The organism is Stenotrophomonas sp. 22LJNL06-5-1 (genome assembly GCF_056861455.1).
The window spans coordinates 77,198-98,514 of record NZ_JBSPUE010000012.1 but is presented as its reverse complement, the minus strand read 5'-3'; the positions used below and the strand labels follow the sequence as shown (position 1 = coordinate 98,514).

Annotated in this window: 17 protein-coding genes; all 17 read right to left on the bottom strand. The window is 68.1% G+C overall.

Annotation, left to right across the window (positions count from 1 at the left end; all coding sequences use genetic code 11):
* Positions 1-58: 58 nt before the first annotated feature.
* Positions 59-2,308: a methyl-accepting chemotaxis protein gene (locus AC13GF_RS20500; protein ID WP_483005809.1), complete on the bottom strand. Its 2,250-nt coding sequence runs from the start codon at positions 2,306-2,308 to the stop codon at positions 59-61.
* A gap of 357 nt (positions 2,309-2,665) precedes the next feature.
* Positions 2,666-4,654, bottom strand: a complete 1,989-nt coding sequence (locus AC13GF_RS20495; RefSeq protein WP_483005808.1) for a chemotaxis protein CheA — start codon at positions 4,652-4,654, stop codon at positions 2,666-2,668.
* 45 nt (positions 4,655-4,699) lie between these two features.
* Positions 4,700-5,065 carry a response regulator gene (locus AC13GF_RS20490; protein WP_005409521.1) on the bottom strand — a complete coding sequence of 122 codons (366 nt, stop codon included), beginning with the start codon at positions 5,063-5,065 and terminating at the stop codon, positions 4,700-4,702.
* Positions 5,062-5,370 carry an STAS domain-containing protein gene (locus tag AC13GF_RS20485; protein WP_049444859.1) on the bottom strand — a complete coding sequence of 103 codons (309 nt, stop codon included), beginning with the start codon at positions 5,368-5,370 and terminating at the stop codon, positions 5,062-5,064. The genes AC13GF_RS20490 and AC13GF_RS20485 overlap by 4 nt, the downstream gene beginning before the upstream one ends.
* 236 nt (positions 5,371-5,606) lie before the next feature.
* Positions 5,607-6,686: a chemotaxis protein CheW gene (locus tag AC13GF_RS20480; RefSeq protein WP_483005807.1), complete on the bottom strand. Its 1,080-nt coding sequence runs from the start codon at positions 6,684-6,686 to the stop codon at positions 5,607-5,609.
* Positions 6,683-7,465, bottom strand: a complete 783-nt coding sequence (locus tag AC13GF_RS20475) for a ParA family protein (protein ID WP_483005806.1) — start codon at positions 7,463-7,465, stop codon at positions 6,683-6,685. The genes AC13GF_RS20480 and AC13GF_RS20475 overlap by 4 nt, the downstream gene beginning before the upstream one ends.
* Before the next feature lie 4 nt (positions 7,466-7,469).
* Positions 7,470-8,486 carry a flagellar motor protein MotD gene (gene motD, locus AC13GF_RS20470; protein ID WP_483005805.1) on the bottom strand — a complete coding sequence of 339 codons (1,017 nt, stop codon included), beginning with the start codon at positions 8,484-8,486 and terminating at the stop codon, positions 7,470-7,472.
* Between the two features lies 1 nt (position 8,487).
* Positions 8,488-9,228, bottom strand: coding sequence for a flagellar motor protein (locus tag AC13GF_RS20465; RefSeq protein WP_126930401.1), 741 nt, complete (start codon positions 9,226-9,228; stop codon positions 8,488-8,490).
* A 101-nt stretch (positions 9,229-9,329) separates the two neighbouring features.
* Entirely contained in the window at positions 9,330-11,159 is a 1,830-nt protein-coding gene (locus AC13GF_RS20460; protein WP_483005804.1) for a chemotaxis protein CheA, read from the bottom strand.
* Positions 11,160-11,161: 2 nt separating this feature from the next.
* Positions 11,162-11,767 (bottom strand): protein phosphatase CheZ, encoded by a 606-nt coding sequence (locus AC13GF_RS20455; RefSeq protein WP_006442968.1) that lies wholly within the window; start codon positions 11,765-11,767, stop codon positions 11,162-11,164.
* Positions 11,767-12,159: a chemotaxis response regulator CheY gene (cheY, locus tag AC13GF_RS20450; RefSeq protein WP_006365466.1), complete on the bottom strand. Its 393-nt coding sequence runs from the start codon at positions 12,157-12,159 to the stop codon at positions 11,767-11,769. The genes AC13GF_RS20455 and cheY overlap by 1 nt, the downstream gene beginning before the upstream one ends.
* Positions 12,160-12,216: 57 nt before the next feature.
* Positions 12,217-12,960 (bottom strand): RNA polymerase sigma factor FliA, encoded by a 744-nt coding sequence (locus AC13GF_RS20445; RefSeq protein ID WP_049401180.1) that lies wholly within the window; start codon positions 12,958-12,960, stop codon positions 12,217-12,219.
* Positions 12,957-13,844 (bottom strand): MinD/ParA family ATP-binding protein, encoded by an 888-nt coding sequence (locus AC13GF_RS20440; protein WP_010482449.1) that lies wholly within the window; start codon positions 13,842-13,844, stop codon positions 12,957-12,959. The genes AC13GF_RS20445 and AC13GF_RS20440 overlap by 4 nt, the downstream gene beginning before the upstream one ends.
* Positions 13,831-15,453 carry a flagellar biosynthesis GTPase FlhF gene (flhF, locus tag AC13GF_RS20435; RefSeq protein WP_483005803.1) on the bottom strand — a complete coding sequence of 541 codons (1,623 nt, stop codon included), beginning with the start codon at positions 15,451-15,453 and terminating at the stop codon, positions 13,831-13,833. The genes AC13GF_RS20440 and flhF overlap by 14 nt, the downstream gene beginning before the upstream one ends.
* Before the next feature lie 145 nt (positions 15,454-15,598).
* On the bottom strand, positions 15,599-17,659 hold the full coding sequence (flhA, locus tag AC13GF_RS20430; RefSeq protein WP_483005810.1) for a flagellar biosynthesis protein FlhA: 2,061 nt from the start codon (positions 17,657-17,659) through the stop codon (positions 15,599-15,601).
* 44 nt (positions 17,660-17,703) lie between these two features.
* Positions 17,704-18,834, bottom strand: coding sequence for a flagellar biosynthesis protein FlhB (gene flhB, locus AC13GF_RS20425; protein WP_043033586.1), 1,131 nt, complete (start codon positions 18,832-18,834; stop codon positions 17,704-17,706).
* Positions 18,835-18,965: 131 nt separating this feature from the next.
* On the bottom strand, positions 18,966-21,215 hold the full coding sequence (locus AC13GF_RS20420) for a CocE/NonD family hydrolase (RefSeq protein WP_483005802.1): 2,250 nt from the start codon (positions 21,213-21,215) through the stop codon (positions 18,966-18,968).
* Positions 21,216-21,317: the final 102 nt, after the last annotated feature.

Here is a 21,317-nt window from a genome sequence, read left to right as displayed (position 1 = left end):
GCCGGATTATGAAGTGAGAATTGCATCACTTTCCATGCGTCCGGGGTCGCGTAAGGGGTCAGAACTCCTGCCAGTCGCCGTCCGCAGCCAGTGCGGGCTGCGCCGCCGATGCACGCAGCGCACGAGCGGGGGCGGGCCTGGCAGCCGGCGCGGCGGCCGCCACCTGGCGTGGCAGCGGTGCGGTGGTCAGGCGTGCCGGCGCGGCGGTGGCGCCCTGTGATGCCAGCCGGAAGCGGGCCACGGCTTCACCCAGCTGCACGGCCTGGTCTTCCATTGCACGCGCGGCGGCGGTGGCTTCCTCCACCAGCGCGGCGTTCTGCTGGGTGGTCTCGTCCATCTGCACCACGGTCTGGTTGACCTGCTCGATGCCGGCGCTCTGTTCCTGCGAGGCCGCAGAGATCTCGGCCATGATGTCGGTCACGCGCTGCACCGAAGCAACGATCTCGCCCATGGTGCTGCCGGCCTGATGGACCAGGCTGGAGCCTTCGGCGACCTTGCCGACCGAATCATCGATCAGGCCCTTGATCTCCTTGGCGGCAGCGGCCGAGCGCTGGGCGAGGGTGCGCACTTCGCTGGCGACCACGGCGAAACCACGACCCTGTTCACCGGCACGTGCGGCTTCCACCGCGGCGTTCAGCGCCAGGATGTTGGTCTGGAAGGCGATGCCGTCGATGACCGAGATGATCTCGGCGATCTTCTTCGACGAGGCTTCGATGGCCGACATCGTGCTGACCACCTGGCCGACCACTTCACCGCCCTGCGAGGCGACGCCATGCGCGCCGATAGCGAGCTGGTTGGCCTGGCGGGCGTGCTCGGCGTTCTGGCGCACGGTGGAGGTCAGTTCCTCCATCGAGGCAGCGGTCTCTTCCAGGTTGGCGGCCTGCTGCTCGGTGCGGCGCGACAGATCACTGTTGCCCGAAGCAATCTCGCCGGCGGCCAGGGTGATGCTGCTGGCGCTGGCCTGGATCTGGCCGACGATCTGGGTCAGCTGTGCAACGGTGGTGTTGGCGTCGTCACGCATGCGTGCGAACACGCCGTTGAACTGGCCGTCCATGCGTGCGGTCAGGTCGCCGGCGGCGATCGACTGCAGCAGCTTCGAGAGCTGGCCGAGGTTGCCGTCGGCCACCTGCATCATGCTGTTGAGCTGCTCGATCATCACGCGGAAGTCGTGATCGAAACGCTGCGCATCACCGCGCTGGCTGAAGTCGCCGGCGGCGGCGGCCGAGGCCAGCTGCTGGATCTGCGTGTTGATGGCGAGCAGGCTGGCCTTGGCCGCATCCATCGACTCGTGCAGGATCGCGCGGCTGCCCGGCAGGCGGCGTGCGTCCGGGGCGAGGTTGCCGGTGGCGTACTGGTTGAGCACGTCGATGGCATCGCGGATCGAGTCGAGATGTTCGAAGATGACTGTGTTGATACCGCTGGCCAGCTGTCCATAGACGCCCGGGAAGTCTTCCGGAATGCGATGGCTGATGTCCGGGCCGGCGTGCATCTGCGCCATCAGCTGGGTCTGCTCGGAGAAGCGGCGCAGCATCGCGGTCATTTCGGTGGTGGCCGCCAGCATGCGGCCAGCCTCGTCCTTGCCGGTGCTCTGGGTGGTGACGCTGAGGTCGCCGCGTGCGACGGCCTGGATGGCGTTCACGGCCTTGCCGAGCGGGCCGACCACGGCGCGCGAGATGACCACCGCCAGGGTTGCGGCGACCACAACCAGCAGTACGACGGCGGCAATGATCGCCAGCATGCTGTTGCGGTGGGTGGCATTGGCGTTGTCGATCTTGCCCTGCATCAGCGAGCTGCTGTACGCGCCCAGTGCCTTGAGGTCTTCAAAGGCCTTGCGGCGCAGCGGGCGCGACTGGTCGTCGGAGATCTGCCGTGCGACGACGCCATCGCCGGCGGTGGCCGCTTCGCGCAGCTTGGCATTGGCTGCGAAGTAGCCATCGACGTCGGCCTGCACGGCGCGGTAGAGCTCGCGCTCCTTGGCGCCGGCCGGCAGCTTGGCGTACGCGGCCAGCTGTTCGCGCACGACGGCGGCGGTGTCGTCCATGCGCTTGTTGTAGTCGGCCACCTTCTCGGGCTGGTCCAGCATGCTCAGCTGGGCCAGCTCATAGGTACGGAACTCACCCAGCTGCGAGCGCACTTCGCCGAGGTACTGCACGGACGGAATATCGTTGGAGGCCATGGCGCTCAGCTGCGCGTTGGCCTCGGACAGGCGGACCAGGGCGAAGGCACCCAGTACGACGGTCATCAGGGTGGTGAGGGTGAACCCCACGGCCAGCTTGCGGGCGATGGGCAGATCGTGGAACCACTTCATGCAGGGTGCTCCAGGTGGGCAGGGCGCCGGCGTCGTTGCGTCGGCTGGGGGTGGTTGCAGAGCGAACGGTGGTGCCCGGTGGGGGTTCGGTGACGGCCGTCAAAGCGAAATAGCGGCGCAGTTCGGATGGACTTTATGGACGCAGATCACATTCGGTTGCGTAGGGATGACGGCGCGAAAGTGACGCCGTGGCGGGGCTTGCGCTGGCATGGCGTAGTTGCGCGCGAAACCGTCGCATTGACGGAGTTCACGGAATGCAGGGCGCTGTGGGTTGGGGTCAAATCCCTTGGCAGGGCGCGCGCAAACAAAAACCGCCGCCCCGAAGGGCGGCGGTCCAGTACACGCCTGCAGCGTGGATCAGGCGGCCTGCGGCATCCGCAGCGAACGCACCAGTCCGCCGATGTCGACGATCAGGGCCACGCGGCCATCGCCAAGGATGGTGGCACCGGACACCCCGCCGATACGGCGGTAGTTGTTCTCGATGTTCTTCACCACCACCTGCTGCTGGCCGACCAGCTCGTCCACTTCCAGCGCGATCTTCTGGCCATCGCCTTCGACCACCACCACCAGCGATTCGCTGCCCGGTGCGCGGTTGCCGTAGCCGTAGTACTCGCTCAGCGACAGGATCGGCAGGTACTCACCGCGCACGCGCAGCACGCGGCCTTCGCCGGCCATGCTGCGGATGTCCTCGGCCTGCGGCTGCAGGGCCTCAAGCACATAAGCCAGCGGCAGGATCAGGGTTTCACCGGCCACCGCCACGGTCATGCCATCGAGGATGGCCAGGGTCAGTGGCAGGCGGATCAGCGTGCGGGTGCCGGCGCCGAGGCTGCTTTCGATCTGCACCTCGCCCCCCAGCGCCTGGATGTTGCGGCGGACCACGTCCATGCCGACGCCACGGCCGGACAGGTCGGTGACCGCATCGGCGGTGGAGAAACCAGGCTGGAAGATCAGGTCCCAGACCTGCGAATCGGTCGGGTTGTCCGGCACCGCCAGGCCGCGTTCGTGGGCCTTGGCCAGGATCTTGGTGCGGTCGAGGCCGCGACCGTCGTCGCTGACTTCGATGACGATGTGGCCGCCCTGGTGCGAAGCCGCCAGGGTGATCGTGCCGGTCTCGTCCTTGCCCGCGCCGCGACGCACGTCCGGCATTTCCAGGCCGTGGTCGATCGAGTTGCGCACCAGATGCACCAGCGGATCGGCGATCTTCTCGATCAGGCCCTTGTCCAGTTCGGTGCCTTCACCGACGGTGCGCAGGCGGACCTGCTTGCCAAGGCGGCTGGACAGATCGCGGACCAGGCGCGGGAAGCGGCGGAACACCGCATCGACCGGCAGCATGCGCACGCCGATCACCGCTTCCTGCAGGTCGCGGGTGTTGCGTTCAAGCTGGTCCAGGCCGGCGAACAGGCTCTCGGCGTGGACCGGGTCCAGTGCGTGCGAGACCTGCTTGAGCATGGCCTGGGTGATGACCAGTTCGCCGACCAGGTTGATCAGCGCATCGACCTTGTCGACGCTGACGCGGATCGAGGTTTCCGCTTCCTGGCCGCCACCGCTGCTGGCAGCGGCGGTGGGTGCCGCCGGTACAACGGCAGCCGGTGTGGAAGGGGCGGGTGTGGCAGGTGCCTCGGTGGCCAGGCTCGGCGGCGCAGCCGGACGGATGTCCAGTTCGCAGTCGTCCAGCACCCAGGCGAAGGTGTCTTCGATCTTGCTGCGCGGCACCTTGCCGACCAGGCCCAGGTCCCACGCCAGGTGGGCCTCGAGCGGGTCGAGCTGGGCGAAGCCCGGCAGGCGTTCCATGCGCGCGGCGACCTCCAGCGAACCGAGATGTTCCAGTTCGCGGATGATGCGCAGCGGGTCGTTGCCGCTCATGAACAGCGACGGTGCCGGAGTGAAACCGATCTGCCAGGCTTCCGGCGTATCGTCCACCTTGGCTGCGGCGGCAGCCGGGGCACTCGCTGCGGCCTGGCCGGAAAGAACCGCTTCCAGGCGCGCCTTCACCGCAGCGACTGCAGCCGGATCGGCAGCCTGGCCGTGTTCGGCTTCGCGCAGCAGGGCGCGCAGCACGTCCACCGAGGACAGCATGGCGTCGACGGCATGGCCTTCAAGTGCCCGCTTGCCGGCGCGCAGCTCATCGAGCAGCGTCTCCAGCACATGGGTCAGGCCGGCGATCGCGTCGAAGCCGAAGGTGCCGGCGCCGCCCTTGATCGAGTGGGCGGCGCGGAACACCGAATTGATGATCTCCGCGTCCTGCTGCCCCGATTCCAGGGCCAGCAGGCCAGCCTCCATCGCGTCGAGGCCTTCGCGGCTCTCCTCGAAGAAGGTGGCGTGGAAGCGTTGCAGGTCCATGCTCATGGCAGTGGTGGTCCGGAAGCGAAGAGGGGGAGCGGTGGCGGGCGATCAGCCCAGCACTTTCTGCACGGTGGCGACCAGCTGTTCCGGATTGAACGGCTTGACCAGCCAACCGGTGGCGCCGGCGGCCTTGCCTTCGGACTTCTTGTCGGCGGCCGATTCGGTGGTCAGCATCAGCAGCGGGGTGAACTTGTAGTCCGGCAGCTGGCGCAGTTCGCGGATCAGCGCGATGCCGTCCATGTTCGGCATGTTGACGTCGGTGACCACCGCATTGAAGCGCTGGCCCTTGGCACGACCGAGCGCGACCGCGCCGTCTTCGGCTTCTTCGACGGCAAAACCGGCCGAGGTGAGGGCGAAGGAAACCATCTGGCGCATTGACGCCGAATCGTCCACCACCAAGATACGTGCGCTCATGCAGCGTTCTCCACAGATTTCAGGTTGTCATGGGTTACGTCCAGGCCCAGGGCCTGGGTGACGCCCAGCAGGCGCGCGGCGTCACGGAAGGTTGCGGTGCAACCGTGGAAGCCGGTGCCCAGGCCTGCCTCGCGGCGGGCCTGCACGAACGCACACAGCACCTGCACGGCGGCCGTGTGGATGCGGGCGACCTGGCTTGCATCCAGGGTCAGCTCGCCTGCCTGTGCCACCAATGGGGCGAGGCGGTTCTTGAGCTCGGCGGTGCTCTCGATGCCGAGATCCCCACCCAGTTCGACAGTGCTCATCGTTGCTCCGGACAAACGGTTCCGTGATCCATAACGGCACCCCGGCAGGGTTCTTTAGGGGAATCGACGCGGTGCGTCGATGCGGTCGCTGTTGAAAAGGGGACGGAGGGGATTAAGTCGCAATCGACCTGGCTCTACTGCAGCCGCCCTCGGCAACGGCGTCCCCGACAGGCACCGCGTCGGCGCAAAGCGTCGAGCCACTTGCGACTTAATCCCCTCCGTCCCCTTTTTCCAGCTCAGCTCAACAACCGTGTGGCATCCAGCAGGATCATCGGGCGCTGGCTGACCCGGGCGACGCCACGGAACAGGTCGTTGGAGATCTGGCAGATGCGCGCGGTATCCGGCGGCTCGATCTGCGAATCGGTGAGGTTGGCGACATCTTCCACCGCCGACACGCGCAGGCCGATGGTCTCGCCGTCTTCCTCCAGCACCACGATGCGGGTCTGTGAGTCGTCTTCGGCGGCCGCCGCGCCAAGGTGCAGGCCGAGATCCATCACCGGCACCACCTGGCCACGCAGGTTCATGATGCCGAGCATGGCCGGCGCGGTGCCGCGCAACGGCAGCAGCGGCACCGGCAGCACCACTTCCTGCACCTTCAGCAGTTCCAGTGCATACGCCTGGGTGCCGCAGCGCAGGCGCAGCCAGCGCGAGGTGCGCTCGCCGGCGCGACGGTTCTGCGGATGCGGGCTGCTGGCGGGCCGGTGTGCCTGTGCCTGCAGTTCCTGCCAGCTGTTCGGACGGTTGCCTGCTGGCGCGTCCACGGCCACGCGCGGTGGCGGGGCGGCATCGGTGCGCGCCACTGGAGCGGGTGCTGCGACTACGGCCGGTGGTGGCGCAGGAACGTCCTCGCCGCCGGCTGCGGCCTCGAACGCAGCCTGCAGGCCGGGGCTGTCAGTGTGGGCCAGGCGAAGGCTGTCGGCCGGATCGGTCTCGTAGATCACTTCGTCCGGCAGATCGTCCCAGGTGGGTTCCGGACCTGCCTTGGCGGCGACCGGGGCAGGGGAGGTCTCGTGGATCACTTCGGCCGGCAGATCGTCCCAGGTCGGTTCTCGTTCGGGAGCGGCGACCGGCATTGCGGCGGCCTCGAAGGCGGCTTCCAGTGCTGCGTCGTCCTCTGCCGGGGCAGCGGCAACAGTCTCCGTTTCGTAGATCACTTCGGCCGGCAGATCGTCCCATGTCGGCTCGCGTTCGGTGTCCGCTGCAATCACCGGGCACGCTTCGTCGCTGGCCGGTGGCGGTGCAACCGGTGGCGCCACGGCGATCGCTTCGCCCAGCAGTTCGTCCAGATAGTCGTCCAGTACGCCGGTGCTGTTCATGCGGCCTGCTCCAGGGCGCGGGCATCCTCGCCGAGGATCCAGTTCAGGGCGCGGCGATAGGCGGCCAGGCCGCGGCCCGGGTAGTCCTCACCAACGCTTGGCAGGGTCAGGCCGGAGGCGTTGCTGATGCGGGTGTCGATCGGAATGGCGTCTTCCCACACGCGGCTGCCATGACGGTCCTGCATGGTGCGCAGTGACTCGTTGCCGGCGCGGGTGCGGCGGTCGAACAGAGTCGGCAGGATCGAGATCGGCAGCGGGCGGCGGCGCGAGCGCTCGACCATCTCGCCGGTGCGGACCATGCCATCCAGGCCATGCAGCGCCAGTGGCTCGGCCTGGGTGGGGATGATCAGGCGGTCGGCTGCGGCCAGTGCGTTGATCATCAGCAGGCCGAGGGTCGGTGCGCAGTCCAGCAGGATGTAGTCATGCTGGCCCTGGTGGCGCGCCAGAGCGTTCTGCAGGGCCAGGCCGAGGCCGGGCTGGTTGGCGCTGCGGCGCTCCAGTGTGGCCAGCGCGGACTGTGCACAGACATAGTCCAGGCCGTGGATGTTGCTGGCATGGCACAGGCTGGAAAGATCGGCCGGCGGGGCGCCGAACAGTTCCAGTACGCCGGCCGGCGGCGGGTCCACCGGCACGCCGAAGGCGCGGCTGAGCGAGGCATGTGGATCGAGGTCGATCAGCAGCACGCGATGGCCGAGCGCGGCCAGGCCGCGGCCGAGGGCGAGGGTGGTAGTGGTCTTGCCGACTCCGCCCTTCTGGTTGGCGACTGCCCAGATGCGCATCGGTTTACTCCTTCATTGCCGGGGGAACGGCGGCGCCGACGCGGCTGCCAGCCGGCACCGGCGGCAACTTCACCGGTGCGATGGGGGAGGTGGGGGCGGTAGCCGGAGTTGCCGCGGCTTGTTCGGTGTCGGTGCTTTGGGTGGCACCGGTGGCTGCGTTCAGGCGCTGGCCAAGCGGGTCCACCGAATGCGAGGTGTCGGCCAGGATGATGACCATCACCCGGCGGTTGCGGTTGCGGCCCTGCGCGCTGTCGTTCTCTTCGCGCGGGCGGAACTGGCCGTAGCCGACCATCGCCAGCCGCGATGGCTGCACGCCCTGGTCGGCGAACAGGTGCACCACGCTGGCCGCACGCCCGGCCGACAGTTCCCAGTTGGACGGGAAGGTGGCGGTGGCAATCGGCACGTTGTCGGTGTGGCCTTCCACGCGCACGCTGTTGGGCACGTCGCGCAGGACCTCGGCCAGGCTGGCCAGGGTCTGCCGCGCATGCACGTCCAGCGCCGCCGAGCCGGTGGGGAACAGGATGTCGCTGTTGATCTCGACTTCGATCCACAGCTCGGTGCGGCGCACGCTGATCATGCCGCGGTCGATCAGCGGCGCCAGTGCGGCAGTGAGGCGGTCGGCGATGCTGTTGAGCTGGCGCTCGGCCCGCGCGATCTGCTCCTGGTTGTGCACCGACACCGGCATGCGCATCTGCGAGGCCATCGATGGCAGCAGGGTCGGGTCGTGCAATGGCGCCGGCGCCGAGGGCCCGATCTTGGTGCCGGACTTGATCACCGAGGGGCTGTCCCAGCCGCCACCCTGCACCTGCTTGTTACCCACCTGCACCGGATTGATCGTGCGCGGTGCGCCCCCGAAGGCATCGGTCAGCGCGTCGGCCATGATCCGGTACTTGCCCTCGTTGACCGAGGAAATCGCGTACATGACCACGAAGAAGGCGAGCAGCAGCGTCATCAGGTCGGCATAGGGAATCGCCCATGCTTCGTGGTTGGCGTGCTCTTCGTGGTGCTTGCGGCGGGCCATGTCAGTGCAGGAAGCCGGAGAGGTTGGTTTCGATGTTGCGCGGGTTCTCGCCCTGGGCGATCGAGATCAGGCCTTCGATGACCATTTCGCGGTCGCGGGTGTTGTGCGAGATCACACTCTTGAGCTTGGCGGCAACCGGCAGGAACAGCAGGTTGGCCGAGGCGATGCCGTAGATGGTGGCGGTGAACGCAGCGGCGATGCCGTGGCCGAGCTTGCTCGGGTCGGCCAGGTTCTTCATCACCGCGATCAGGCCGAGCACGGCGCCGATGATGCCGAGGGTCGGGGCGTAGATGCCCATTGCTTCGAAGACCTTGGCGGCGGCCTGGTCCTGGTGCTCCTGGCTGCCCAGTTCGATTTCCAGCATGTGCCGCATCGATTCGGGTTCGACGCCGTCTACCAGCAGCTGCAGGCCCTTGCGCAGGAACGGGTCCTGCTGTGCTTCCACCTGCGATTCCAGGCCCAGCAGGCCCTGGCGGCGGGCGATGTTGCTCCACTCGACGATCTGCTGGATCAGTTCGCGGCGATCACTGTGCGGCGGGCGCACCACCCAGCGCACGATCTTGAACGCATGCTTGAACACCGCCGGCGAGGTATGCAGCAGGATCGCGGCGACGGTGCCGACGATGACGATCACGAACGCCGCAGGCGACCACAACGACGCCAGGCCGGCGCCCTTGAGGATGCTGCCACCGACCAGCGAGGCCAGGGCGAGAAAGAGTCCAATGAGGCTGAGTCTATCCATGGTTCCGGTATCGGCGTGTATGAATGGGACTTGAGACACCGGTAGATCGCGTACAGACGGTAGTCACAGTTTTCGGGTCGCCGGGGGACGCCCGGCGGGGGTCATCGCAGCCCGTCCACGTCCAGGATCAGGGCCATGCGACCATCGCCGATCAAGGTTGCACCGGCATAACCGCGCAGGCCGCGCAGGGCTTTCGGCAGCGGCTTGATGACCACTTCCTCACGCCCGCGCACCTGGTCCACGACCAGCCCGAAGCGCGCTTCGCCGGCCTGCAGCACCACGATGGTCAGCAGGGGCGAGGCGGCGGGCGTCACATCCAGCCACTGGCGCAGATCGACCAGCGGCAGGGTGTGCGAGCGGCGGTCGAGCACGGCACGGCCATCGAACCAGCCCAGCGACGTGCGCGGCGCGTGCAGCACTTCCATCACGCGCGCCAGGGGCAACGCGTAGACGTCCTCACCTGCCTGCACCAGCAGGGTCGGCAGGATCGCCAGGGTCAGCGGCACGCGGATCAGGAAGCGGCTGCCACGGCCCAGCTCCGACTGGATCTGGATCTGGCCGCTCAGTTCGCGGATGCGTGACTGCACCACGTCCATGCCGACGCCGCGGCCGGAGATGTCGGTGACCTGCTGCTTGGTCGAGAAGCCCGGCAGGAACACCAGATGCAGGCATTCCTCGCTGCTCAGGCGGGCGGCCGCTTCGGGATCGATCAGGCCCTTCTCGCGCGCCTTGGCACGCAGCTTTTCCGGGTCGATGCCGGCGCCATCGTCCTGCACCTCGATACTGACGTAGTCGCCTTCCTGCTGCGCCGAGAGGCGTACATGGCCCATCCGCGGCTTGCCCTGCGCCTCGCGCAGGTCGGGCATTTCCACGCCGTGGTCGATGGCGTTGCGGACCAGGTGCACCAGCGGGTCGGCCAGCGCTTCGACCAGGTTGCGGTCGAGCTCGGTCTCGGCGCCGATCAGCTCCAGGTCCACTTCCTTCTTCAGTGAGCGGGCGACGTCGCGGGCAACCTTGGGGAAGCGGGAGAAGACCTTGCCCACCGGCTGCATGCGGGTACGCATCACCGCCGACTGCAGGCGGGCCGTGGCGATGTCCAGGGTGGACACGGCGCGGTCCAGCTCTTCATCGCGCAGGCGTGCACGCAGAGTCTTGAGCCGATTACGTGACAGCACCAGTTCGCCGATCAGGTTGACGATCGCGTCCAGGCGCTTGGTGTCCACGCGCACCGTGTGTTCGGCCTCGGCCAACGGCTTGGCAGCCGGCTTTGCCGCCGGTGCCGGTGCGGCGGCCGGTCGCGGGGCTGCAACCGGTGCCGGCGCCACGGCAGCGGCAGGCTTGGTGCCCGGTGCGGCGCCACCGTGCAGCTGGTCGAGCAGGGCTTCGAACTCGTCTTCGCTGATCAGTCCGTCGTCGGCTTTTTTTGCCGGCGCGACGGCGGTCGGTGCATTGCCGCCGTGTAGCTGGTCGAGCAGGGCCTCGAATTCGTCGTCGGTGATCAGGTCGCTGCCGCCCGCAGAGGGTGCTGCGGTGGCGGGTGCAGCCACGGCGCTGCCATGTACGTCGAACTGGGCGATCAGGTCCGGCGGCGCATAGCCTGGCTCGGTGCCGGAAGACACGGCATCCAGCATCGACTGCAGGTAATCCAGCGATTGCTGGGCCGCGTCGAAGTGGTGGGCCTGCAGCACCGCCTGGCCGGCGCGGGCGGCGCCCAGCGCTTCTTCAGCGGCGTGGCACAGCTCGACCATGGCGGTGACGCCGAGGAAGCCGGCGCCGCCCTTGAGCGTGTGGTAGCCGCGGAACACCGCGTTGAGCTGATCGCTGTCCTGCGGTGCCTGCTCCAGCGACACCAGCTGTTCGCCGAGGCGATCCAGGATTTCCTGTGCCTCGATGATGAAATCGGCAGTGATGTCGTCGGATACCGCGCTCATGCTTACAGCCCCAGATCCGACAACAGGTCGTCGGCGTCGTTCTGCGAGACCGCGTGGCGGTCCAGTCCCTTCAGTGCCGGCCCGGCCAGTTCCGGGTCGGTGCGATGCTGTTCCGGCGGCAGGCCGAGTGCGCCGAAGCCTTCGTGCACGCGGCGGACGATGCCGACCACGCGACGGATGATCTGCCCGGTCAGGTCCTGGTAGCTCTGGGTCAGGGCGATCTCGGTCAGGTTGTGGCGGATGCGCTCGAGCTGCGCGTCCTGGCCAGGCTGCAGGCCTTCGGCGCGCAGCTGTTCGGTCAGGCTGCGGCATTCCTCGGCCAGGTCCAGGGTGCGGTGCGTGGCCTGTTCGGTCATCGCCACCACGTGGTCCAGGCGCGCGCAGGCATCGTCCAGTTCGCCGGCTTCGCTGGGTACGGTCGGTAGTTCACCCAGCGCCTGTCCCAGTTCGCGGGCCAGCCGCGAGAGGCCGCTCATCATCGGCTGCGTGCGCAGCGCGACCAGTCCGTCGATGCGCTGCCGCCAGGCGGCCTCGTCACCGGACTCCAGTGCGTCCAGGGCTTCCTGCAGGCGCAGGGCGAGGGCGTTCTTGTCGACCGTGGTATCCATCAGGCGCTGGCCGCCAGGCGTTCGAAGATCTTGCCGAGCTTCTCTTCCAGCGTCTGCGCGGTGAACGGCTTGATGATGTAGCCGTTCACGCCGCTCTGGGCGGCTTCGATGATCTGCTCGCGCTTGGCTTCGGCAGTGACCATCAGCACCGGCAGGGTCTTCAGCTTGGCATCGGCACGGATCGCCTTGAGCAGCTCGATGCCGGTCATCACCGGCATGTTCCAGTCGGTCACCACGAAATCGAACGGCTGGCTCTGCAGCAGCGACAGCGCGGCATGCCCGTCCTCGGCTTCGGCGGTGTTGGTGAAGCCCAGATCGCCCAGCAGGTTCTTGACGATTCGACGCATGGTCGAGAAGTCGTCGACGATCAGGATGCGCATGTTCTTGTTCAAAGCAGAATTCCTTTGTTGTTCATTCCGGACGGCCGGGGGCAGCCGCCTCGGGGATGTTCATTCTTCGAGGCCGGCGTCGGCAGCCTCGAACAGCTTCAGCCGGCCACGCAGGCGCAGTACCGCCTGGCCGTGGATCTGGCAGACCCGCGACTCGCTCACGCCGAGCACCGCGCCGATCTCCTTCAGGTTCAGTTCCTGCTCGTAGTAGAGCGAGAGCACCAGCTGTTCGCGCTCGGGCAGGTGGCCGATGGCCTTGCCCAGCTCGCGGCCGAACTCGCCGCGCTCCAGCACCTGCTGCGGGGTCGGACCACCCTGGGCCACGGTGTCCAGCTCGCCCTGGTCCTCGATGCGCGATTCCAGGCTCAGCACCTGGCCGCGGGCGGCGTCTTCCATCAGCCGCAGGTACTCGGGCAATGGCATCTCCATCGCGGCGGCCACTTCGGTGGCGCTGGCGGCACGGCCACTGCTCTGTTCCAGGCGGCGGATGGTGGCGGCGGCATCACGTGCACGGCGGTGCACCGAGCGCGGCACCCAGTCGCCACGGCGGATCTCATCGATCATCGAACCGCGGATGCGGATCGAGGCGTAAGTCTCGAACGAAGCACCCTGGTCGGCGTCATAGCTGCGCGACGCTTCGATCAGGCCCATCATGCCGGCCTGGATCAGGTCGTCGACTTCGACGCTCGCCGGCAGGCGTGCGGCCAGGTGGTGGGCGATGCGCCGCACCAGGTCCGAATGCTGGGCGATGACCTCGTTGGCCGCCGAGCGCTGGACTTCCCTGTACTGGGCTGCGCCTTTCATGCGGCCACCCCTCGCTGCTTGAGGATGCGTTCGAGGAAGAACTCAACGCCGCCGCGCGGTTCGGTCGGCGCCTGCCAGCGTGCGGTACGGCGCGCGATCTCGGTGATCGCAAGCGCGGCCGGGCTGGACGGGTAGGCCTTCACCACCGGCTGCTGGCGCTGCACCGACAGGCGCAGCCAGTCATCCTGCGGCACGCAGCCCAGGTAGTTCAGCGAGACATCGGCGAGGAACTTCTCGCAGACGCGGGTCAGCTTCTCGTACAGCACGCGGCCCTCGTTAGGGTCGCGCACCATGTTGGCTACCACCTGGATGCGGTCCACACCGCGCTCGCGCGACAGCACCTTGATCAGCGCATAGGCGTCGGTGATCGAGGCCGGCTCGTCACAGACCACCACCACGGTGTCCTGCGCGGCCTGGCAGAAGGTCAGCACGCCATCGGTGATGCCGGCGGCGGTGTCCACCACCATGATGTCCAACTCGCGCTCGAGTTCGGAGAACACGTTGACCAGGCCGACGTGCTCGGCCGGGGCCAGTTCGGCCATGTGGCGGCGGCCGGACGCGGCCGGCACCACCAGCACCCCGTTCGGGCCTTCGACGATGACGTCGTCCAGCGTGCAGCGGCCGGCGACCAGGTCGGCCAGGGTAAAGGTGGGATTCAGCCCCAGGATCACGTCGATGTTGGCCAGGCCGAGGTCGGCGTCCAGCAGCAGCGTGCGCTTGCCCATGCCGGCCAGCGCCACGGCCAGGTTGGCCGAAACGTTGGTCTTGCCCACGCCGCCCTTGCCGCCAGTGACGGCAATGGTGCGCACAGGGCCGAGCGGCTCGCTGCGGGTGGCCGACAGCGGGAAGGTCTTGGTCAGCTTGGCGTACTCACGCGACGGCATGGTTCAACTCCGGGTTGCAGGGCATATCGGCCGCGCGGCGCAAATCTTCAAGGCGAAGTACGAGATTGGCTGCACTGGCCCGGTGCAGGTCCTCCGGAACGTCCTGGCCATCGGTCACCCAGGTGATCGGCAGGGCGTGGTCCACGGCCACCGACAGGGCGTTGCCGAAGCGGCCGGTCTCGTCCAGCTTGCTCAGTACCAGGCCCTGCAGGTTGGCGGCGCCGAAGCGGCGGACCACCTCGTCCATGTCGCCGAAGCTGGTGTTGGCCGGCAGCACCAGCAGGGTGCGCACCTGGCGGGCGGCACGCAGCCACTGCAGCTGGGCGGCCAGTGCGCGGTCGCGCGGGCCCAGGCCGGCGGTGTCGATCAGTACCAGCTTGTAGTCCTTCAGGCGTTCCAGCAGCTGGTCCAGGTCGGTGCCGCTGTTGGCCTCGTGCACCGCGATGCCGAGCTGGCGGCCGTAGCCGTACAGCTGCTCGCGGGCACCGATGCGGGTGGTGTCGGTGGTGACCAGGGCGACGTCACGCGGCGCGTGCTTCTCGGCGAAGCGCGAGGCCAGCTTGGCGATGGTGGTGGTCTTGCCGGCGCCGGTCGGGCCGACCAGGGCGATCACGCCGCCTTCTTCCAGCGGGTCGACCGGGGCGATCGGCAGCTTGCGCGAAATCAGCCCCAGCATCAGGCCGCGGCCGCGGTGGGCCTCGGTCTCCAGCGGGATCTGCATGGCCACGTCGCGGGCCAGGCCGGCGTCGAAGCCGTACTCGTCCATCAGGTCCAGCGCAGTGGCGCGCACCGGGCAACCGCGCAGGCGCTCGTCGGTGAAGCGGTTCATTTCGCGCTCGATCACCTGGCGCATGCCCGCCACTTCCTGGCGCAGCTGGCGGATCTCGGCGTCGTCCTGGGCAACCACGGTCAGCGTCGGTGCCGGGGCCAGCACGGGGGCAGGGTCGGTTTCGTCGCTGGCTTCAGCCGGTGCCGGTTCGCTGGCGGCGATTCCCGGCTGGGTGGCGGCCACAGCAGCGGCCGGCAGCGGCGGCGGCTGCACCGTCGGGGCCGGGCTTTCGTGATCCGCAGCCTGCGGCGGATCGATCTGGAAGTGGGCGCGGTTGGCCGGCACGGCGTTGGCAGGTGCCGGTGCAACGGGGGCTTCGGCGAACGGAGCGAAGATCTGTTCCGGCAGCGCCGGTTCGTTGACGGCGGCACGCGCCAGGGTGGCGGCGAAGCCGGTGCTGCCGCGGGTCGGCACGATCTCGTCGGCGCTGTCCAGGGTGCGGCCGGTGGCGCCGACCGCAGCGCGGGCGAGGGCGGCCACGGCCGAGGTGGTGGCGGCGACCGGTTCCGGCGCCGGGGTACTGCTGCGGCGGCGGGTGACGGCGGCGATCACCGCGTCGGCGGCGGTGCGCGGCTTCGGCGCCGGCGGCGGAGCGATGTCGCGACGCGAGGCTTCCAGCGCACGCTGCACGGCGCTCTCATCGTAGTTGGCGGCGGCGACGATCTCGATGCCTTCCTCGATCCGGCGGTTGGACAGGATCACGGCGTCAGGGCCATGTTCCTTGCGCACCAGGTTCATGGCCGAGCGCATGTCGGCGGCGACGAATCGTTTGATTTTCATGCTGTGGTCACGGGACGAAGACGGCGGGGTGGCGGTCGGAGAACTCGGGTGGTCGGTGGTCTGCACGGTGCGGGTTCCCCTTGGTATCTGTCTGTTGCGTTGGTTCGAAAGTGGTGTCTGTTTTCTGGCGCATCGGAGGGCGGCGTCAGCTGATCGTTCCGACCAGTTTCAGGCGCTTGTCCTCCGGCACCTCGCTGTAGGCCAGGACCGACAGCGACGGAACGCTGTGGCGGACCAGGCGGGCCAGCGCGGCGCGCACCGGGCCAGGTACCAGCACGACCGCGGGCTCGTTGCGGGCTTCCTGCTTGCTGACACATTCGGCCAGGCTCTGGTGCAGTCGCTCAGCGAGTCCGGGTTCCAGCGCGGCGCCGTTGCCCTGCGTGGACTCCTGCAAGACACGTTCCAATTGCGGGTTGAGGGTGAACACCGGCAGCTCCGCCGACATTCCGGCGATCTCCTGCACGATGAAGCGGCCCAGTGCGGTGCGCACGGTGGCGGTCAGCACGGCCGGGTCCTGGCTGTTCGGCGCGTGTTCGACCAGTGCTTCGGCGATCTTGCGCAGTTGGCGGATCGGAATGCGTTCGACCAGCAGGTTCTGCAGCACGCGCACCACCGCCGACAGCGGCAGCGCCTTCGGCGTCAGATCTTCGACGAGCTTGGGTGCGCTCTTGGCCAGGTTGGCCAGCAGATGCTGCACTTCTTCGTGGCCGAGCAGTTCCGGCGCGTGCTCACGGATCAGGTGCGAGAGGTGGGTGGCGACCACGGTGGCCGGGTCGACCACGGTGTAGCCCAGCGTTTCTGCCTGGGCACGCTGGTGCGGCTGGATCCAGGTGGCATCCAGGCCGAACGCGGGGTCCTTGCCGGCGATGCCTTCCAGCGCGCCGAGGGCGCTGCCCGGGTCCAGGGCCAGCTCGCGGTCGGGGTGGATCTCGGCGGTGGCTACCGGCACGCCGTGCACCAGCACGCGGTAGCCGTTGGCGGGTAGTTCCAGATTGTCGCGGATATGCACCGACGGGATCAGGAAGCCGACGTCCTGGGTCAGCTTGCGGCGAACGCCCTTGATGCGCGCCATCAGTTCGCCACCCTGGTTGGCGTCCACCAGCGGGATCAACCGGTAGCCGACCTCCAGGCCCAGCGGATCGACCGGACGCAGCTCGTCCCAGCTCAGTTCCGCAGTCGGTGCCGGCGCGGCTTGGCGGCCCAGTGCATTGAGTGCGGCGGCATCGGTGCCGCCGGCCGCGGCGTCGGCGGCCGGAGCCTTGCCCTTGCGATAGACCTTCCAGGCGATGAAGCCGAGGATCGCGGACAGCGTCAGGAAAGCGACGTTGGGCATGCCCGGCACCAGGCCGACCACGCCGATGATGCCGGCGGTGATCGCCAGCGCGCGGTACTGGCCGAACACCTGGCCGGTCATGGCCTGGGCCATGTCCTGCGAACGCGAGGCGCGGGTGACCAGCATGGCCACGGCGCTGGAGACCAGCAGGGCCGGCAGCTGCGCCACCAGGCCGTCACCGATCGACAGCAGGGTGTAGGTGGCCGCCGCGTCGCCGAACGGCATGCCATGCTGCAGCACGCCCACGGCCAGGCCGCCGAGCATGTTGATGAACAGGATCAGGATGCCGGCGATGGCGTCGCCGCGGATGAATTTGCTGGCACCGTCCATCGCGCCGTAGAAGTCGGCTTCCTCGCGGACTTCCTCGCGGCGAAGCTTGGCTTCTTCACGCGTCAGCAAACCGGCGTTGAGGTCGGCGTCGATCGCCATCTGCTTGCCGGGCATCGCGTCCAGGATGAAGCGCGCGGTCACTTCCGAGACGCGGCCGGCGCCCTTGGTGATCACCACGAAGTTGATGATGGTCAGGATCGCGAACACCACGATACCCACCGCGTAGTTGCCGCCGATCACGAATTCGCCGAAGGCAGCGATGACCTTGCCTGCGGCGTCGTGGCCGTTCTGGCCGTTGAGCAGGATCACGCGGGTGGAGGCCACGTTCAGCGCCAGCCGCAGCATGGTGGTGATCAGCAGCACGATCGGGAAGATGGTGAAGTCCAGCGGGCGCTTCACGTAGACCACCGCCAGCAGCACCATCAGCGAGATGGCGATGTTGAAGGTGAACAGCGCGTCGAGCACCGGCGCTGCCAGCGGCACCACGACCATGGCCAGCAGGGCCAGCACGATCAGCGGCGCGCCAAGGCCCTGGCGGATCATTTCCAGGGCGCGGCGGGTGTTGAAACCGGTGGAGGGCTGGGCGCTCACGGGCGGCCTCCCTTGCCGAATTCATCCACCTGGATGTGCGGGGCGTCCGGCATCGGGCCAGTGCGCCAGGCGCGCAGCTGGTAGACGTAGGACAGGACCTGGGCGACGGCCGAATACAGTCTCACGGGGATTTCCTTTCCGAGTTGGCCTTCCCGATACAAGGCGCGTGCCAAAGGCGGGGCGGAGACGATCGCGACCTTGTTGCCGTCGGCTACTTCACGGATGCGCAGGGCGGTCTCGTCCACGCCAAGGGCGACCACGGTGGGGGCGTTCATGGCGCCGCCCTCGTACTTCAGCGCCACCGCGTAGTGGGTCGGGTTGACCACCACTACGTCGGCAGTGGGCACCGCTTCCATCATCCGGCGGTTGGCCATCTGCTGCTGCAGCTGGCGGATGCGGCCCTTGACCTCGGGGCTGCCCTCGCTTTCCTTCATTTCCCGGCGCAGCTCTTCACGGGTCATCTTCAGCTTGCGCATCCAGTTCCAGCGCTGGTACGGGGCATCGATGGCGGCCAGCACCAGCATGGCGCCGGCGGTGGCCAGCAGCAGGCGCAGGGTGAAGCCCAGGCCGTCGGTGATGGCGGTCTCCAGCGGGTGGTGGATCAGCCCGCGCAGGGTGTCGAAGCCGGTCCAGACCACCAGTCCGGCGGCGACGCCGACGAACGCCACGCGCAGCAGCGATTTGGTGAACTCGGCAATGGCCTCGGGGCCATAGAGGCGCTTGAGCCCGCTCATCGGGTTCATCCGGTTGATGTCAGGCAGCAACGCCTTCTGCGACCAGCGCAGGCCGCCCATCACCAGCGGGGCGACGAAGCTGGCCAGCAGGCAGACCAGCACCAGCGGCGCGATCACCAGCATGAACTGCAGCAGCAGGTCGCCGAAGTGGCCGAACAGTTCCTTCGGGTTCTGCCGCAGGCTCTGTTCGGGGCTGAGCGCGTGCTTCATCCAGGCGCTGGCGCCGCGGCCTATCGAACCGCTCATGGCCATCACCGCCAGCACGCCGGCGCCGAACACGGCGGCGGTGCCGAGTTCGCGCGAGCGCGGCAGGTTGCCCTGTTCACGGGCGTCGCGCAGGCGTTTTTCGGTAGGTTGTTCGGTCTTTTCGCCGGCGGATTCGTTCTCGGACATCACGGGCACTGCGGCAGGGGATGCCGGGGTGCGTGCAAGATCTGTTCCGTGATGGGCCGTTGCCTATCCACGCATGGCGGGGATCTTCCGAGGCAGGGAGCGGGGCGGCCCCATCCACGCGTGGCGTGGCGCTACTGGGGGGTGTCGCTGGCGAGGTGGAGGGGAATCGTCAGAACACTGTCGCTGTGCCAGTCCACCTGCAGCGGGGCGCCCGCATCGGCGGCCGATTCGTTGCTGACATCACGGCCGGTGCCGTGGTTGACCTGGTGCATGGCGTCCTTCAGCACATCCACCTTCACCAGCAGGCGGCTGCCTGCAGCCAGGTGGCGAGCGACCATGCGCGTGCGATCGAAGGGCAGGTGGGTCCATTGGCCGGGCTGCAGCAACTGGCGCGTGCTCGGGTCACGCACATGGCTGGCCCGGCCCATGTAATAGGACAGCTGCATCCGGCGTCCATCGGCGAGCAGCTCGTACAGGGTGACGGTGAAATCGAAGTCGCGCTTGTTGATCCGTACCTTCAGGTCGCCGGAGAAGCTGCCCACCAGATCCATCGGACCGGCAAAGGGGTCGGTGGCAAAGGACAGCGCGGTATCCCTTTCGTCCTGTGCCGCGATGATCGGGAACGGATAGTAGCCATGCCGCATTTCACCGCGGTCGGCCAGGTCCACGGTTTGCCCCAGCTGGCCCTGGGCTGGCGGCTGTTCCTGCAGGCGGTGGTAGCCATCGGCCGAAGCGGGTGCGGCCGACAGATGGTAGCGGCGGTGGGCACCCGCGGCGGCGTCCAGCGTTGCCGCATGCCCCCAGCGGTTGGTGCCCATCAGCTGGTAGTTCACGCGGTTGGGCACCAGCGCCGGGCGAGGGGCGCCGCGCAGCACATGGTCCAGCCACTGGAAGGTCAGTGCAGGCGTGTCGAACTGCGCGACGGCGTCCAGGTCGTATCCGCGCAGCTGCATCGGCTTGATGGCCGACTGCGCACCGCGATGGTCATAGGGGCCGATCAGCAGGGCATGATCGGCATCGGGGCGGTGCCGCAGGTGGTCCTTGAAGTACTGCAGTGCCGAGATCTGGCCATCGTCGTAGTAGCCGGTGATGGTCAGTACCGGGATGCGGATGTCGTCGAACTGGTCGCCATAGGGAACCATCGACTGCCAGTAAGCGTCGTACGCCGGGTGATCGAGCCAGCGTTGCAGCCAGGGGTTGGCCGTGCCGTCGACCTGATCGATCTGCCGGTAAGGGCGGCCGGAGGCATACCAGCGGCGCGGCAGCTGCGACCAGCGCTCGTTCTGGTTGTAGGTGTCGTTGTCCAGCATCGGGCCATTGGCCACATAGAACGCCCAACCGTAGTTGGCACTCAGGAACACGTTGTTCTCCATCGGCAGGCCCTGGCCGGGGATGGCGGCAACGTAGGGCACGATGGTCTTCAATGCGGGATGGTGATGGCGCGCCGCCGCCCAGGCAGTGAAGCCCTCGTAGCTGCCGCCATACATGGCGACCCGGCCATCGCTCCACGGTTGATGGCTGATCCATTCGATGGTCGCGTTGGCGTCCTTGCCATCATGCTCATAGGGAGCGATGGTGCCGATGCCCCGGCCCTTGCCACGTGCATCGACCACGATGCCGGCATAGCCATGCGCGGCGGCCAGCAGCATCTTCTGCCGGTTCTTCGGTGGATCGGTGTAGATGGTGAACAGCATTGCCGTCGGCAGGGGCACCGATGCGGCGCGGGGACGAGCCAGCTGCGCCGACAGCACGACGCCATCGCCAACGGGGATGCGCAGCGCATCGTCGATGGCGAAGCGGCGCTGCGCTTCCGCCGCGACCAGCGGAGGGGCCAGTGCGGCGGCAAGGGTCTGTGCACGCAGTACCGCCCGCAGGCGCAGCAGTTCCAGGGCGACGGCCTCGGTGACGGTCGCAGCCCCCGCCTGCGCTGCGATGGCCTTCTCCAGCTGGGCGCGCACCGGGGCCGGCTCAGCCGAGAGCACGGCATCGGCCTGCACCGCGGCGACGTCGTCGAGGGCAGCGAAGGTGCTGTGGAAGGCACGCGTATAGGCGGCGTTGTCCCGCTCGCCGGCGGTGGCGAGCAGCAGCATCGGCAGCCAGCGTTGCATCGCCGCGGTGTCACCGTCGCTTGCCAGCGATGTGCGTACCCGCTGGATCGATTGCCGCGCTTCGGCCGTCTGGCCCATCGCCAGCAGCGCGTGGCCGCGCTGTGCATCGGTCAGGCTGGGGGACTTCAACACGCCCTTGCCGAGGACCTGCAGGGCGGCGTCGACCTGGGCCGGGGAAGCATCGGCTGGCAACGACCACGGCAGATCAGCGGCGGCGGCCTGGCCGACAGCAAGGGCCAGCAACAGTCCAGCAAGAGTGGTGCGCAGGGCCACGGACGTTTCCTTGGATGACGGTGGAACGGCTCATCCACGCATGGCGCGGATCTACTGGGGATCGACACCCAATGGTAGCGCCGGGCCATGCCCGGCGGGAGC

What these genes read in the sequence shown, in the direction of transcription:
- AC13GF_RS20465 (WP_126930401.1), bottom strand. Translation starts at nt 9,228, where the DNA reads ATGGATAGACTCAGCCTCATTGGACTCTTTCTCGCCCTGGCCTCGCTG.
- flhB (WP_043033586.1), bottom strand. Translation starts at nt 18,834, where the DNA reads ATGTCCGAGAACGAATCCGCCGGCGAAAAGACCGAACAACCTACCGAA.
- AC13GF_RS20490 (WP_005409521.1), bottom strand. Translation starts at nt 5,065, where the DNA reads ATGAGCGCACGTATCTTGGTGGTGGACGATTCGGCGTCAATGCGCCAG.
- AC13GF_RS20500 (WP_483005809.1), bottom strand. Translation starts at nt 2,308, where the DNA reads ATGAAGTGGTTCCACGATCTGCCCATCGCCCGCAAGCTGGCCGTGGGG.
- AC13GF_RS20495 (WP_483005808.1), bottom strand. Translation starts at nt 4,654, where the DNA reads ATGAGCATGGACCTGCAACGCTTCCACGCCACCTTCTTCGAGGAGAGC.
- AC13GF_RS20475 (WP_483005806.1), bottom strand. Translation starts at nt 7,465, where the DNA reads ATGCGCATCTGGGCAGTCGCCAACCAGAAGGGCGGAGTCGGCAAGACC.
- AC13GF_RS20440 (WP_010482449.1), bottom strand. Translation starts at nt 13,844, where the DNA reads ATGCCGTCGCGTGAGTACGCCAAGCTGACCAAGACCTTCCCGCTGTCG.
- flhA (WP_483005810.1), bottom strand. Translation starts at nt 17,659, where the DNA reads ATGATCCGCCAGGGCCTTGGCGCGCCGCTGATCGTGCTGGCCCTGCTG.
- AC13GF_RS20445 (WP_049401180.1), bottom strand. Translation starts at nt 12,960, where the DNA reads ATGAAAGGCGCAGCCCAGTACAGGGAAGTCCAGCGCTCGGCGGCCAAC.
- AC13GF_RS20485 (WP_049444859.1), bottom strand. Translation starts at nt 5,370, where the DNA reads ATGAGCACTGTCGAACTGGGTGGGGATCTCGGCATCGAGAGCACCGCC.
- AC13GF_RS20460 (WP_483005804.1), bottom strand. Translation starts at nt 11,159, where the DNA reads ATGAGCGCGGTATCCGACGACATCACTGCCGATTTCATCATCGAGGCA.
- AC13GF_RS20455 (WP_006442968.1), bottom strand. Translation starts at nt 11,767, where the DNA reads ATGGATACCACGGTCGACAAGAACGCCCTCGCCCTGCGCCTGCAGGAA.
- AC13GF_RS20480 (WP_483005807.1), bottom strand. Translation starts at nt 6,686, where the DNA reads ATGAACAGCACCGGCGTACTGGACGACTATCTGGACGAACTGCTGGGC.
- motD (WP_483005805.1), bottom strand. Translation starts at nt 8,486, where the DNA reads ATGGCCCGCCGCAAGCACCACGAAGAGCACGCCAACCACGAAGCATGG.
- flhF (WP_483005803.1), bottom strand. Translation starts at nt 15,453, where the DNA reads ATGAAAATCAAACGATTCGTCGCCGCCGACATGCGCTCGGCCATGAAC.